The 13,269-nt window shown below is 73.0% G+C and carries 13 protein-coding genes; 2 read left to right on the top strand and 11 right to left on the bottom strand.

Going from position 1 to position 13,269, the window contains the following annotated elements; all coding sequences use genetic code 11:
- Positions 1-55: 55 nt before the first annotated feature.
- The 3 genes from ABZW32_RS17610 to pdhA are packed head-to-tail and all read right to left on the bottom strand — an operon-like array spanning position 56 to position 3,494.
- Positions 56-1,354, bottom strand: coding sequence for a dihydrolipoamide acetyltransferase family protein (locus ABZW32_RS17610; RefSeq protein ID WP_356216726.1), 1,299 nt, complete (start codon positions 1,352-1,354; stop codon positions 56-58).
- Complete coding sequence (locus tag ABZW32_RS17605; RefSeq protein ID WP_356216725.1) at positions 1,354-2,361, bottom strand: alpha-ketoacid dehydrogenase subunit beta; 1,008 nt, start codon at positions 2,359-2,361, stop codon at positions 1,354-1,356. Before ABZW32_RS17605 ends, ABZW32_RS17610 begins: the two co-directional genes overlap by 1 nt.
- Positions 2,358-3,494 carry a pyruvate dehydrogenase (acetyl-transferring) E1 component subunit alpha gene (pdhA, locus tag ABZW32_RS17600; RefSeq protein ID WP_356216789.1) on the bottom strand — a complete coding sequence of 379 codons (1,137 nt, stop codon included), beginning with the start codon at positions 3,492-3,494 and terminating at the stop codon, positions 2,358-2,360. The genes ABZW32_RS17605 and pdhA overlap by 4 nt, the downstream gene beginning before the upstream one ends.
- A gap of 177 nt (positions 3,495-3,671) precedes the next feature.
- Here pdhA and ABZW32_RS17595 point away from each other — a divergent pair, with 177 nt between their 5' ends.
- On the top strand, positions 3,672-4,259 hold the full coding sequence (locus ABZW32_RS17595) for an Lrp/AsnC family transcriptional regulator (protein WP_356216723.1): 588 nt from the start codon (positions 3,672-3,674) through the stop codon (positions 4,257-4,259).
- Here ABZW32_RS17595 and ABZW32_RS17590 read toward each other — a convergent pair.
- Genes ABZW32_RS17590 through ABZW32_RS17580 form a run of 3 tightly spaced genes read right to left on the bottom strand, consistent with a single transcriptional unit; the run spans position 4,246 to position 7,046 of the window.
- The gene (locus tag ABZW32_RS17590; protein WP_356216721.1) at positions 4,246-4,881 is read right to left on the bottom strand and encodes a barstar family protein; all 636 of its coding nucleotides are present in this window, start codon (positions 4,879-4,881) and stop codon (positions 4,246-4,248) included. The genes ABZW32_RS17595 and ABZW32_RS17590 overlap by 14 nt on opposite strands.
- A gap of 42 nt (positions 4,882-4,923) precedes the next feature.
- Positions 4,924-5,511: a TetR/AcrR family transcriptional regulator gene (locus ABZW32_RS17585; protein WP_356216719.1), complete on the bottom strand. Its 588-nt coding sequence runs from the start codon at positions 5,509-5,511 to the stop codon at positions 4,924-4,926.
- Positions 5,508-7,046: a 3-hydroxyacyl-CoA dehydrogenase gene (locus ABZW32_RS17580; protein ID WP_356216716.1), complete on the bottom strand. Its 1,539-nt coding sequence runs from the start codon at positions 7,044-7,046 to the stop codon at positions 5,508-5,510. The genes ABZW32_RS17585 and ABZW32_RS17580 overlap by 4 nt, the downstream gene beginning before the upstream one ends.
- Positions 7,047-7,214: 168 nt before the next feature.
- On the opposite strand from ABZW32_RS17580, the gene paaN reads away from it, so the two are divergent.
- On the top strand, positions 7,215-8,897 hold the full coding sequence (gene paaN, locus ABZW32_RS17575) for a phenylacetic acid degradation protein PaaN (RefSeq protein WP_356216713.1): 1,683 nt from the start codon (positions 7,215-7,217) through the stop codon (positions 8,895-8,897).
- 82 nt (positions 8,898-8,979) lie between these two features.
- Here the strand turns inward: paaN and ABZW32_RS17570 are convergent, their stop codons facing one another.
- The 5 genes from ABZW32_RS17570 to ABZW32_RS17550 form a co-directional block, all read right to left on the bottom strand.
- Positions 8,980-9,729: a Crp/Fnr family transcriptional regulator gene (locus ABZW32_RS17570; protein ID WP_356216710.1), complete on the bottom strand. Its 750-nt coding sequence runs from the start codon at positions 9,727-9,729 to the stop codon at positions 8,980-8,982.
- Complete coding sequence (locus ABZW32_RS17565; RefSeq protein WP_356216707.1) at positions 9,726-10,016, bottom strand: hypothetical protein; 291 nt, start codon at positions 10,014-10,016, stop codon at positions 9,726-9,728. Before ABZW32_RS17565 ends, ABZW32_RS17570 begins: the two co-directional genes overlap by 4 nt.
- A 557-nt stretch (positions 10,017-10,573) precedes the next feature.
- Positions 10,574-11,344 carry a TrmH family RNA methyltransferase gene (locus ABZW32_RS17560; protein WP_356216704.1) on the bottom strand — a complete coding sequence of 257 codons (771 nt, stop codon included), beginning with the start codon at positions 11,342-11,344 and terminating at the stop codon, positions 10,574-10,576.
- Between the two features lie 10 nt (positions 11,345-11,354).
- Complete coding sequence (locus ABZW32_RS17555) at positions 11,355-12,584, bottom strand: HTTM domain-containing protein (protein ID WP_356216702.1); 1,230 nt, start codon at positions 12,582-12,584, stop codon at positions 11,355-11,357.
- The gene (locus ABZW32_RS17550; protein ID WP_356216700.1) at positions 12,572-13,246 is read right to left on the bottom strand and encodes a DUF5819 family protein; all 675 of its coding nucleotides are present in this window, start codon (positions 13,244-13,246) and stop codon (positions 12,572-12,574) included. The genes ABZW32_RS17555 and ABZW32_RS17550 overlap by 13 nt, the downstream gene beginning before the upstream one ends.
- Positions 13,247-13,269 lie beyond the last annotated feature (23 nt).

Here is a 13,269-nt window from a genome sequence, read left to right as displayed (position 1 = left end):
GCTCCCCCGGGTGGAACCCCGGGGGAGCGGGCGGGTACGCGGACGGGGGTGGTCCCTACAGCTCCCTCAGGAGCACCGCCGGGTTCTCGACGCAGTCGGCCACGTACCGCAGGAACCCGCCCGCGGCTCCGCCGTCGCACACCCGGTGGTCGAACGTCAGGGACAGCTGGACGACCTGGCGCACGGCCAGCTCACCCCGGTACACCCACGGCTTCGGGATGATCCGGCCCACTCCGAGCATCGCCGCCTCGGGGTGGTTGATGATCGGCGTGGAGCCGTCGACCCCGAACACCCCGTAGTTGTTCAGGGTGAACGTGCCGCCGGTGAGGTCCGCCGGCGTCAGCCTGCCCGCCCGAGCCAGCTCCGTCAGGCGCGCGAACTCCGCCGACAGGGACTCGGGGCTGCGCGTCTGGGCGTCCCGGACGACCGGGACCATCAGCCCGCGCTCGGTCTGGGCCGCGAAGCCGAGGTGTACGGCCGGGAGCCGGACGATCTCGTTCGCCGCGAGGTCCACGGTGGAGTTCAGCTCGGGGTACTTGGCCAGCGCGGCCGTGCAGATCCTGGCCAGCAGGGCGAGCACCGAGATCTTCGGTCCGTCCACGGCGTTCATCGCGGCCCGGGCCGCCATCAGTTCGGTGGCGTCCGCGTCGACCCAGCAGGTCGCCTCGGGGATCTCGCGCCGGCTGCGCGACAGCTTCTCCGCCACGGCGCCGCGCAGCCCCTTGAGGGGGATCCGCTCGCCCTGGGCGGCGACGGCTACCGCCGCCGCGGGAACCGGAGCCGCCGCGGGGGCCGCCGGACGGAGCGCCGCCTCCACGTCGGCGCGCAGGATCAGGCCCTCGGGCCCGCTCCCGCGCAGCGCCCGCAGGTCGATGCCGTTGTCCCGGGCCAGCTTGCGCACCAGCGGCGAGATGACGGGCACCGGCCCGGCCGGAGCCGGGGCAGCCGCCGGAACCGCGGCGACGGGAGCCGACACGGCGGCGGTGACGGGTCGCACCCGTCGCCGACGCGCTGGGCTCGAATGGTCCGTGCCGTAACCGATCAGGGGCCGGGGCACGTTGCCGGAGCCCTCGGCTTCGGCCTCCGCGGCCCGGGCGGGCTCCGTCACCGACCCCACCGCGACGGTGATCAGCGGAGCCCCCACGGGAAGCTCCGTACCCTCCTCGCCGAAGCGCGCGGTGACCACGCCCCCGTAGGGGCACGGCACCTCGACCATCGCCTTGGCGGTCTCCACCTCGACCACCGGCTGGTCGATCTCGACGACGTCGCCCACGGCCACCAGCCAGCGCACGATCTCCGCCTCGGTCAGCCCCTCACCGAGGTCGGGCAGCTTGAACTCCAGTACCTGCGGCATCAGTTCTCCCACTGCAGCCGGGCCACGGCGTCCAGGATCCGGTCCACTCCCGGCAGGTGGTGCTTCTCCAGCATCGGCGGCGGATACGGGATGTCGAAGCCCGTCACCCGCAGCACCGGCGCCTCCAGGTGGTGGAAGCACCGCTCGGTCACCCGCGCGGCGATCTCCGCCCCGGGCCCGCCGAAGCCGGCCGCCTCGTGGACCACGACCGCCCGCCCCGTCCGGCGCACGGAGGCCACGACGGTCTCCTCGTCGAAGGGCACCAGCGAGCGCAGGTCGACGACCTCCAGGTCCCAGCCCTCCTCGCGGGCCGCCTCGGCCGCCTCCAGGCAGACCGGCACCGAAGGACCGTAGGTGATCAGGGTCGCGCTCGTACCCGTCCGCCGGACCAGGGCCTTGCCGATGCCCGGGACGGCCTCCGGGGCCTCGGGCGACCACTGCGCCTTCGACCAGTAGAGCCGCTTGGGCTCCAGGAAGACCACCGGGTCGTCGCTCGCGATGGACGCGCGCAGCAGCCCGTACGCGTCCTCGACGGTCGCCGGGGTCACCACGTGCAGGCCGGGGGTGGCCGTGTAGTACGCCTCGGAGGAGTCGCAGTGGTGCTCCACACCGCCGATGCCGCCGCCGTACGGCACGCGGATGGTGATCGGCAGCGGCATCGCGCCCCGGGTGCGGTTGCGCATCTTCGCGACGTGCGAGATGAGCTGCTCGAAGGCCGGGTACGCGAACGCGTCGAACTGCATCTCCACGACCGGCCGGAGCCCGTACATGGCCATGCCCACCGCCGCGCCGAGGATTCCGGCCTCGGCGAGCGGGGTGTCCGTCACGCGGTCCTCGCCGAACTCCTTCACGAGCCCGTCGGTGATCCGGAAGACCCCGCCGAGCGCGCCGACGTCCTCGCCCATGACGTGGACGGTCGGGTCCTCGGCCATCGCGTCGCGCATGGCCCGGGTCAGCGCCTGGGCCATCGTCGCGGGCTTGACCCCGGGCCGGGTCACCGTGCTCATGCGTCGCCCTCGGCTTCCAGTTCGGCGCGCAGCTGGTCCGCCTGCTCGCGCAGCCGGCCGGTCTGCTCCGCGTAGACGTGTGCGAAGAGGTCCATCGGGTCGAGGACCGGGTCGGCGTTCATCCCCTCGCGGAGGTCCGCCGCCATCGCCTCGGCGGCGTCGCGGGCCTCCCGGATGCCCTGCTCGTCCAGGATCCCGCGGGCGGTCAGCTCGTTCTCCAGCAGCTGCACCGGATCGTGCGCCTTCCAGGCCTCCACCTCGGCGTCCGAGCGGTAGCGGGTCGCGTCGTCGGCGTTCGTGTGGGCCTCCATCCGGTACGTGACGGCCTCGATCAGGGTCGGCCCGCCGCCGGCGCGCGCCCGCTGGACGGCCTCCGTGAGGACCTCGTGGAGGGCGGCGACGTCGTTCCCGTCGACCAGCCGGCCGGGCATCCCGTAGCCCACTGCCTTGTGGGCCAGGGTCGGGGCGGCCGTCTGCTTGGCGAGGGGGACGGATATCGCGAAGCCGTTGTTCTGGACCAGGAAGACCACCGGGGCCTGCCAGACGGCCGCGAAGTTCAGCGCCTCGTGGAAGTCGCCCTCGCTGGTGCCGCCGTCGCCGACCATGGCCAGCGCGACGACCTCGTCCCCGCGCAGGCGGGCGGCGTGCGCCAGGCCCACCGCGTGCGGCAGCTGGGTGGCGAGCGGGGTGCACAGGGGGGCGATCCGGTGCTCGCGCGGGTCGTACCCGGTGTGCCAGTCGCCGCGCAGCAGCGTCAGCGCCTGTACGGGGTCCAGCCCGCGGGCCACGGCCGCGAGGGTGTCCCGGTAGCTCGGGAAGAGCCAGTCCTGCTCCTCCAGGACCAGGGCGGCCGCGATCTCGGCGGCCTCCTGCCCGACGGTGGAGGGGTACACGGCGAGACGGCCCTGCCGGGTCAGTGCGGTGGCCTGCGCGTTGTAGCGGCGGCCGCGCACCAGCTCGGCGTAGTACCGGCGCATCAGCTCGGGGTCGAGCGAGGCGGCCGCCTCGGTGCCCAGCACCCGGTAGGGCTCGGGGTCCGGAAGCAGCGGGGCGGCCTCCGTACGGGGCCTCCAGGCGGGCGGCGGGGTGGCACGGTGGGACGCACCGGCACCGGGCAGCTCTTGGACCGTCATGGCGGCGTACACCTCCTCGTGGGAAGCGGGCAGGGACGCCCCGGGTGTGAGGCGCCTCACCTACCGATTGTTCGGTCGTCGACGCAATTTGGCTACAGGCGGCTCCAGGCTGTGGACAAAGTGGCGACGGACCCCTGGGATGGGTGCAGGACGTCCAGGAGAGGGAGGCAGTGGCCAATGCCGGATGAACAAATGGCCGGAGCGGGCTCCGCACCGGTCCCGCCGGGGAGCGCCCCGGGGGCCACACCGGTACCGGCCGTCCCGCCGCGCCCCCTGGATCCGATCGACCGGTCAATCATGCGGCTGCTCCAGGCGGACGGCCGTGCGTCGATACGGTCGGTGGCCGAGCAGGTGCACGTCTCCCGGGCCAATGCCTACGCCCGGATCAACCGGCTGATCGACGACGGGGTGATCCGCGGGTTCACGGCCCGCGTGAACCACGAACGTGCAGGTCAGGGCGCTTCCGCCTATATCACCCTGAAGATCGTCCAGAACTCCTGGCGGACGGTGCGCGAGCAGCTGCGCGAGCTCCCGGGCGCGGCCCACATCGCCCTGGTCAGCGGGGATTTCGACGTCCTCCTGCTGGTCCACACCCCGGACAACCGGACCCTGCGCGAACTGGTCCTCACCCGCCTCCAGGCCATCCCGGAGGTGCTCTCCACCCGCACCCTGCTGGTCTTCGAGGAGACGGACCTCCTGGACCAGGGCCCGAACCAGCCCACCGCCCCGTCCCCGTCCCCGCCTCCGCCGCTCAGCGAGGACTGAGCGCGGTCACCTCTGCGACGGGCGGCCATACGGGGTCCCCGCCCGGCCACTCCGCGTCCGTCAGCGTCACGACCAGCCGCCCGTCGACCACCGCCGCGGCCAGATCGGGATCGGCGGCCGCCACCGCCCCGGCGAACGCCTCGGGCGGGGTGCGGTCCAGCAGGAAGACGAAGTGCAGGGCGAAGGGCGTGCCGTACGACTCCTCGTGCGGGTCCCCGTCGGCGTCGACCATGAAGTTGGCCCGCCAGGCCCCGGCGGCCAGCGCCCACACGAAGACGCCCAGGAACTCCGCACCCAGCAGCGGGTCCGCGCCGTCGATCAGCACCGCGACGTCCTGCTTGCCGTGGCCGGGCCCGTGCCAGTCGCCGAGGCAGTCCACCATGGCGTCCCAGTTGTGCCCGTAGTAGCCGGGGAAGCCCAGCTCACGGGCGAACGCCCGGTGCAGGCAGCCCGCCTCGTGCAGCTCCTCGCCGTCCAGGCGCAGGACGATCCCGCCCGCGGCCCGCAGCTCCTCCTCGGCGGCGGCGACCCAGGGGTCGGCCGACGGGGTGAAGGTGACCCAGGGCGACCTGCGGGCGGTCAGGGTGGGCAGCGGCGGGGCGGGGTGCGGGTGCGGGCTCATGCGCCGCATGCTCGCAGCCCGGGAGGGCCGCGCGCACAGGGATTACCGCGCCGTGCGCAGGCCGTCCAGGGCCATGCTGACCACGGCGTCGGCCAGCTGGTCGGGGGTGGTGCCCGGGTGCGGGCGGTACCACTCGACCAGGGAGTTCACCATGCCGAAGAGCAGGCGGGTGGCCAGCCGGATGTCGACGTCCGCGCGCAGGTCGCCGTCGGCCGCGGCGGCCTTGAGGAGTTCGGCCACCTGGTGGTCGAAGTCGCGGCGCCGTTCCAGGGCCCAGCGCTCGGTCCGGGTGTTGCCGCGCACGCGCAGCAGGAGGGTGACGTACGGCAGCTCGGCGACCAGCACCTCGACCGTCCGGCGCGTGACGTACTCGACGCGCGCGACCGCGGACCCCCGTACCGCCCCGGGCTCCTCCAGGACCGCGAAGAGCCCGTCCAGGGCCCGGCTGACGGCCCGGCGCAGCAGTTCCTCCTTGCCCGCGACGTGGTGGTAGATGGAGGACTTGGAGATGCCCGCGGCCTTGGAGAGGTGCTCCATGGAGGTGCCGTCGTAGCCGCGCTCGTTGAAGACCTGGACCGCGACGGTCAGCAGCGTCTCCGGGGTGTACGTGTCCCGCCTCGCGGTGGTCATCCGGTCTCCTCCGCCTCGTCCGCCTCATCCGCCTCGTCGTCCCCGCCGTCGGCGTATCCGAGCTTGAACAGGGCCAGCGAGGGCGCGTAGCGACCGCCCGGACAGCGCTCGTCCAGGTGGTGCAGCAGGTCGTACGCCCAGTCGCGGCCGAGCCGGTCGTGCCATTCGGCCGGGCCCAGAGGGTAGTTGACGCCGAGCCGCATCGCGGTGTCGATGTCCTCGGCGGTGGCCACGCCGCGCGCCAGGGCGTCGGCGGTGAGGTCGATCAGCATCGCGACCGTCCGGGCGACGATCATGCCCGGGACGTCGCCGATGACGGAGACCTGCTTGCCGAGCCGCTGGAAGAGGCCAACCGCCTCGGCGAGGGTCCGCTCGGTGGTGTCCTCGCTGGCGGAGAGCGCGATCCGGGTGGCGCCGCGGTAGTCGAGCGCGAGGTCGAAGTAGACGACGTCGGCGAACTCGACCGCGGTCTTGCCGTCCGCGAGCACCAGCTGGCCCTCCCCGGGCAGCTGGATGTACGGACCACCGTGGCCGGTGGCCGTCACCGCGATGCCGGCCTCCTCCAGGAGCTCCGCCAGCTCGGCCGCCGGACCGAGGTCGCCGACGATCGTGACCTTGTCCGGCGCCTCCTCGGGGCCGGCGGTGTGCGGCGCGGGCACCTCGGCGCCCTCCCCGTACGGGAACCAGCCGTGGCCGGACTTGCGGCCGAGGCGGCCCGACTGGACCAGCCGGCGCTGCGCGAGCGAGGGGGTGAACTTGGGGCTCCGGAAGAACGACTCCCAGACGGACCGGGTGACGGCCTCGTTGACGTCCTGGCCGATCAGGTCGGTCAGCTGGAAGGGGCCCATCTTGAAGCCGCCGCTCTCGCGCAGGACGGCGTCGATGGTGGCCGGGTCGGCGCCCCGCTCCTCGTACACCGCGAAGGCCTCGGCGTAGAAGGGACGGGCGATCCGGTTGACGATGAAGCCGGGGGTGTCGGCGCAGCGGACGGGCGTCTTCCCCCAGCTCAGGACCGTGTCGTACGCGCGCTCGGCGGCGGCCGGCGCGGTCGCGAAACCGCTCACCACCTCGACGAGCGGGAGCAGCGGGGCCGGGTTGAAGAAGTGCAGGCCGAGGAAGCGGCCGGGGTGGGCGAGGCCCGCGGCGAGTTCGGTGACGGAGAGCGAGGAGGTGTTGGTCGCCAGCAGGGCGTCCGGCGCGACCACCGCTTCGACCGAGGCGAAGAGCGCCCGCTTGACGGCGACGTCCTCGACGACCGCCTCGATGACGAGCGCGGCGTCCGCGAGGGCGGCGAGGCCGTCGGCCGCACCGATCCGGCCGATCGCGTCGTCGGCCCCGGCTCGATCCAGACGGCCCTTGGCGGCCATCCGCTCGACGCGCTCGCGCACGAGGGCGGCCCCGGCGGCGGCGAGGTCGTGGTCGATGTCGTGGATCAGCACGCGGTGACCTGCGAGAAGGGCCACCTGGGCGATGCCCTGTCCCATGGTTCCGGCGCCGATGACCGCCACAGTGCCGGACCGCTCGATTGCTGTCATGTCCTGATCCTCCCGCACCGGGTTGTCCACAGGTCCGCCGGGCCCTCTTGTCCCGACCGATCGTTCGGTTACTCTAGCTCCAGTCTGCTCTTCTTCACCCGCCCCCGCATCGATCTCAGCCTGCGAACCAGCCTGATCCTGCCCGGCTCAACGAGGAGTTGGTCCCTGATGGCCGCCGAGCTCACCCTCACCCAGCTGACCGAGAAGCACCGGAACACCCTGGATCAGGCGCTCGCCGCCATCCGAAGCCGGGCCTACTGGTCCCCGCACCCCGAGCACCCCAAGGCCTACGGGGAGACCGCCCCGGCCGACGGCCTCGCCGCCTTCGAGGCCGTCCGCGGCACCCGCTTCGACCTGGACCAGCCCGGCACCGACGGCTGGACGGGCGGCGAGGTGTCCCCGTACGGCCCGGAACTGGGCGTGGAGTACCCGCACGTCGACCCCGACGTGCTGCTGCCCGCGATGAAGGCCGGCATCGCCGCCTGGCGGGACGCCGGTCCCGAGACCCGCGCCCTGGTCTGCGTCGAGATCCTCGCCCGCATCTCCGCCCGCACCCACGAGTTCGCGCACGCGGTCATGCACACCAGCGGCCAGGCCTTCATGATGGCCTTCCAGGCGGGTGGCCCCCACGCGCAGGACCGCGGCCTGGAGGCCGTCGCCTACGCCTACGAGGAGCAGACCCGCGTCCCCGGGCAGGCCGACTGGTCGAAGCCGCAGGGCAAGCGCGACCCGCTGGAGCTGGGCAAGACCTTCACGGCGGTCCCGCGCGGGATCGCCCTGATGATCGGCTGCAACACCTTCCCCACCTGGAACGGCTACCCGGGCCTGTTCGCCTCCCTGGCCACCGGCAACGCCGTCCTGGTCAAGCCGCACCCGCGCGCGGTGCTCCCGCTGGCGCTGACCGTGAAGGCGGCCCGCGAGGTCCTCGCCGAGGCCGGCTTCGACCCGAACCTGGTGGCCCTCGCGGTCGAGCGGCCGGGCGAGGGCATCGCCAAGACCCTCGCGGTCCGCCCGGAGATCAAGCTGATCGACTACACCGGGTCCACCGAGTTCGGCGACTGGCTGGAGACCAACGCCCGCCAGGCGCAGGTCTACACGGAGAAGGCGGGCGTCAACACCGTCATCGTCGACTCGACCTCCGATTACAAGGGGATGCTGTCGAACCTGGCCTTCTCGCTCTCCCTCTACAGCGGCCAGATGTGCACCACCCCGCAGAACCTGCTGATCCCGCGCGACGGCATCGCGACGGACGCCGGGCACAAGACGTACGACGAGGTCGTCGCCGACCTCGCGGCCTCCGTCGGCGGCCTGCTGGGCGACGACGCCCGCGCCAACGCACTGCTGGGCGCCCTGGTCAACCCGGACGTCAAGTCCCGCCTGGAGGCGGCCGCCGGGCTGGGCGAGGTCGCCCTCGCCTCCCGCGAGGTGGTCAACCCCGAGTTCCCGGACGCGGTCGTCCGCACCCCGGTGATGGTCAAGCTGGACGCCTCCAAGCCCGACCCGGAGGCCGCGTACCTCTCGGAGTGCTTCGGCCCCGTCTCCTTCGCGGTGGCCGTCGACTCCACGGCGGACGCCCTCGACCTGCTGCGCCGCACGGTGCGGGAGAAGGGCGCGATGACGGTGGGCGCGTACACCACCTCCCCGGACACCGAGCGGGCCATCGAGGAGGTCTGCCTGGAGGAGTCGGCGCAGCTGTCCCTCAACCTCACCGGCGGGGTCTACGTCAACCAGACCGCGGCCTTCTCCGACTTCCACGGCTCGGGCGGCAACCCCGCGGCGAACGCGGCCCTCTGTGACGGCGCCTTCGTCTCGAACCGCTTCCGCGTGGTGGAGGTCCGCCGCCAGGCGTAGCCGGCCGACGGCCCCGCGGTCACCCGCCCGCGGCCCCGCTCCGGGGCCCGGGTCCGCGACCCCGGGGCCGGCCGGGGCCGCCTCAGGCGCACTCCGCGGAGCCCGCGGCGCCCGCGGCGGCGGCGGTGGCCGCGCCGGACGCCTCGACCTTCTCCAGGAGCTTCAGGTCGGGGAAGGTGTAGGAGCGGTACGAGGTCCTCACCACCTGCTTGGCGCGCAGCGAGCGCAGCGCGTTCTCGACGGTGGCGCGGGAGAGCATGAGCGCCTGGGCCAGATCCTGCTGGGAGGGCCCCTCGACCCGGTAGCCGTCCTCCGTCATGAAGCCGGACTTGTCCAGCAGCTCCAGGAAGAGCCCGCACAGCCGCTGTTCGGCGGGCCGCGCGAACATCCCGTAGACCCGGTCGCCGGTGCGCAGGCGCTCCGTGATGGCCACGCTCACCGCCCGCATGAGGGTGGGGTGCTTGCCCACCATCGACCGCATCACGTTCATCGGCACGGCCATCGTGACCGTGGTCGTCAGCGCCATGGCGAGGGGCGCCCTGGACGAGGCGAAGACGTCGAGGTCGCCGAGGACGTGGCCCTGGTGCCGGAAGCGCAGCGTCGACGCCTCGTGGTGCACGAGCTCCTCCGAGACGATGCCGGTGTCGTTGAGGACGATGTGGACCGAGTCCCCGCCCCGGACCGTCATGCCCCGGATGCGCGCCCCGCGCCCGTACTGGCGGACGCGCGACGCCTGGAAGATCTCCTGACACAGCTCGGTGCTCAGCGACCGGAAGAACGGGTAGTCGCCGAAGCCCAGTTCGTGCCGCTTGAAGCGACGGGCGGGGGTCACAGGACGGGCGAACCCGTACCGGCACCACCCGACCGCCCCGGCGCCACCGGGGGAGCGACGGGCACCCGGGGGGCGGCGGGCGCGACGGTCGCGTAGGCCTCCGGAGCGGCCGGGCGCGGGACGGCCGGCTGCAACGAGGCGAAGACGGGGGGCAGCGAGAGCAGCACGCCGCCGACCGAGCCGATGACGGCGGGAATCCAGCGCGGGGTGGAGGTGAGGCGCCAGACGGCGACTCCGAGGACGGCAGCCACCAGGCCGGTGATCATGACAGCGCTGAGGAGAAGCATATGAGCATCCCTTTTACTTTGCTGATTCAGTTTGATTGGTAGGTGCAGCTTTTTGGCAGGCGCGGGCACGAAGCGCTTGGCGAGAGCGCGGCCCTTGTACTCCGAAGGGAGAATAACGGACGCCGCCGGTCATCACGTAACGTCTCCCTATGATCACGGAATCGATCATCCTGTTTGATTCCAGGGCGACTTGCCCCCAGGTGGGCACACATGTTGTCCGGTCTTCGGACCCTCGCGGGCGCCCGGACGGTCGCCCGTCGGCCTGTCATCGAGTGCCGGGACGACTTCCTGAATTCCACGGCTCCGTGCACCCAATTCCGGCCACAGGGGTGTCGAAATGCGTACTCGAACGCCGGTACATGCCCCAGCTCTGGGGAATTTCCTGGCCGTTACCGCGCCTTCTCCCTAAGGTGAGGGAATCTTCGCCGGGGCCCTGTCGTTAGATACGTCGAGCTGAGTTGAGCCTGGTAGGTGCAGCGCAGCGGTCGGGCGGAGCTTCCGGGGTGGCCCCCCGGACCCGCCCGACGTCACGCACGGGCGCGTTTTCCGGCCACGCGCTACCGGTCCGTAACACCCTCGTGGGGCCCGCCCCAGTGGAAGAGCGTCATGGCCACGCTGGTGGCCAGGTTGTAGCTGGAGACCTGCGGGCGCATCGGCAGGGACACCAGGTGGTCGGCGCGGGCGCGCAACTCCGGCGAGATGCCGTGGCGTTCCGACCCGAAGGCGAGCAGGGCGTCGTCCGGGAGGGTGAGGGAGCGGATGTCCTCGCCCTCCGGGTCGAGCGCGTACAGCGGCCCGGAGGGCAGCTCCTCCAGCTCCATCCGGTCCACGGTGGTGGCGTAGTGCAGTCCCGCCCCGGCCCGGACCACGTTCGGGTGCCACGGGTCGAGGTCGCCGCGGGTCACCACACCGGTGGCGCCGAAACCGGCGGCGAGCCGGACGACCGCCCCGACGTTGCCGAGGTTGCGCGGGTTGTCGAGCAGCACGATCGGAGCCGGGCGGGGAGTCCTGGCGAGGGCGGCCCGTCCGGCGTCCCGGTCGGGGCGCACGGCGAGGGCGGCGACCCCGGTGGGGTGCACGCGGGGGAGCAGTTCCCCGAGCGCGCCGGGCCGCACCAGCCGGGCCACCTCGGGGGCCACGTCGGGGGCCAGGCCGTCGGCGAGCGCCCGTACCGCGGCGGGGTCGTCGGCGACGGCCACCAGCACCTCGGCCCCGAAGCGCAGGGCGTGCTTGAGGGTGTGGAACCCGTCGAGCAGGACCACCCCGTCCCGCCCGACCGCTTCCCGCCACTCCCGGCCGGCCTCACCGAATTCCCGCTGCTCACTCATACCGCCGACCTTACGAGCCCGCGCCGCCCGCCCCGACCGCGCCGTCACGCTCCACCGCTTCCGGCTCCACCGGGGTCCGGGGCGCGGGGGTCAGGGGACGCAGTCCGGGCACTGCCCGGGCGCGGTCGGGGGACCGGCCACGCACGGCCCTCGCCCCCACCCACACCAGGAATCCCGTCGGCAGGAACACCGCGTCGGCGGCGATCATCGCCAGCGAGAAGAACGGCAGCCCCAGCAGCACCGCGATCCCCGCGTGCTCCAGCATCATCAGCGCCAGCAGCACGTTCTTGACCCGGCGGTTGAACAGCGTGAACGGAAACGCCACCTGCACCGCCACCGTCCCGTACGACAGCAGCATCACCATCACCCCGCTCCCCGCCAGCACGTCCGACAGCTCCGGCCACGGCGCGAAGTAGTCCAGCCGGAGGGGGTAGTACAGCGCGGTCCCGTCCTGCCACCGCGAGCCCTGGATCTTGTACCAGCCGGCCGTCGCGTAGATCAGGCACACCTCGGCCATGATGACCAGCATTCCGGCGTTGTGCAGCAGGTTCGCCAGCACGTCGAGGAAGGCCCGCCCCTCGCCGGCCGCTCCTCCCGGGCCCGCTCCCGACCGCTCGTGCCGGTCGGCCACCCACCACAGCGCCGGCCCCGCCCACAGCGCCGCGAAGACCGCGAGCCAGCCGGCGCCCAACCGTCCGGTCACCGCCCCGTACGCGAGGACCGCGCCCAGCACCCCCCAGAGCACCGGCCCCGCCGCCCCGGCCGAGGCCGAGCCCCGCAGGCGGGCCCGCCGCGCGTCGAGCGACCACACCTGCGCGCAGCGCGTCAGGACCAGGTAGACGGCCATGAGGTGGATGACGTTGTCCCCGCCGTCGCCCATGAACACGCTGCGGTTCTGCAGCGACAGCACGCCGACCATGAAGACGACGGACGTCGCCCGGGTCCGCCAGCCCAGCAGCAGCAGCCCGCTCGCGAGCACGGCGACGGCGTAGACGAGCTCGAACCAGAAGGTGGAGCTCGACCACATCAGCACGGTGAAGGCGTCGTTGGAGGCCACCAGCCGCTCCGCCAGCCGCCAGCTCCACGGCCCGTCGGGCCCGTAGAGCTGGTGCCGGTTCGGGAACTCGCACAGGAGGAAGAGCAGCCAGGTCCCGGCGAAGCCGATGCGGACCACGGCGCTCTGGTAGGGCCCCAGCGCCTGCCCGGTGACCTTCGCGAGCGCCCGTCTCACACGGTCCACCACGGCAGCTCCCGGTAGTACGTCTGGGTGTCGGTCTTCTCGTCGCTCCAGCTCGGCGCGGGTACGGACCGGGTCGCCGAGCGCAGCTGGACGCGCAGGATCCGGCCGTCGCGGTAGACGGGGGCGAGCCGCTCCAGCGCGATGCGCCGCAGGTACTCCTCGGACAGCGCGCCGCGCTCGCCGGTCGGCTTGTTGTCGTCGTCGTGGGAGCCGGTGAAGAAGTCCCAGGCCCGGCGGAGCTCGTTCTGCTCGGTGTGGCTCGGCAGCGGATTGTGCCGGATGGCGGCGCCGTCCTCGGCGGACAGGTCGCGCCAGCCGCTGGTGACGAGCTCGCCGCCCCCGGTGCGGACCTGGGCGCGGACCTCGACGGCGATGTTCTGCTGGAGGGGGTTGGGCGCGAAGAGCTTCCAGTTCTGTTCGAACTCGGGGTAGATCCAGCCGTCGATCAGCGCCGCGTTCCGCTTGCTCACCGTGTTGGACGGGGCGACGTGCAGGAAGACGAGCGCCAGGTGCGCGCAGGCGGCGAGGGACACGGCCGCGAGGGCGAGGGCCGCGAGGACGCGGTACGGGGCGGACAGCCCGGCGATCCCGGGCGCCCGGGGCGGCGCCTTCCGGGGCTCCGGAGGGGCTTCTTCCACGGGCTCGTGCTCGTTCGAATCCATCCCGCCCCGATCATCCGGCGTCC

The organism is Streptomyces sp. NPDC004667 (assembly GCF_040609475.1).
Lineage (GTDB): Bacteria > Actinomycetota > Actinomycetes > Streptomycetales > Streptomycetaceae > Streptomyces.
Note: the sequence above shows the minus strand (reverse complement) of the source record. Positions and strands in the feature narration are given on the sequence as shown.

Excerpts from the sequence above, each read along its gene's own strand:
- ABZW32_RS17595 (WP_356216723.1), top strand. The coding sequence starts at position 3,672 with ATGCCGGATGAACAAATGGCCGGAGCGGGCTCCGCACCGGTCCCGCCG.
- ABZW32_RS17590 (WP_356216721.1), bottom strand. The coding sequence starts at position 4,881 with ATGAGCCCGCACCCGCACCCCGCCCCGCCGCTGCCCACCCTGACCGCC.
- ABZW32_RS17580 (WP_356216716.1), bottom strand. The coding sequence starts at position 7,046 with ATGACAGCAATCGAGCGGTCCGGCACTGTGGCGGTCATCGGCGCCGGA.
- ABZW32_RS17610 (WP_356216726.1), bottom strand. The coding sequence starts at position 1,354 with ATGCCGCAGGTACTGGAGTTCAAGCTGCCCGACCTCGGTGAGGGGCTG.
- ABZW32_RS17565 (WP_356216707.1), bottom strand. The coding sequence starts at position 10,016 with ATGCTTCTCCTCAGCGCTGTCATGATCACCGGCCTGGTGGCTGCCGTC.
- ABZW32_RS17560 (WP_356216704.1), bottom strand. The coding sequence starts at position 11,344 with ATGAGTGAGCAGCGGGAATTCGGTGAGGCCGGCCGGGAGTGGCGGGAA.
- paaN (WP_356216713.1), top strand. The coding sequence starts at position 7,215 with ATGGCCGCCGAGCTCACCCTCACCCAGCTGACCGAGAAGCACCGGAAC.
- ABZW32_RS17550 (WP_356216700.1), bottom strand. The coding sequence starts at position 13,246 with ATGGATTCGAACGAGCACGAGCCCGTGGAAGAAGCCCCTCCGGAGCCC.
- pdhA (WP_356216789.1), bottom strand. The coding sequence starts at position 3,494 with ATGACGGTCCAAGAGCTGCCCGGTGCCGGTGCGTCCCACCGTGCCACC.
- ABZW32_RS17605 (WP_356216725.1), bottom strand. The coding sequence starts at position 2,361 with ATGAGCACGGTGACCCGGCCCGGGGTCAAGCCCGCGACGATGGCCCAG.
- ABZW32_RS17585 (WP_356216719.1), bottom strand. The coding sequence starts at position 5,511 with ATGACCACCGCGAGGCGGGACACGTACACCCCGGAGACGCTGCTGACC.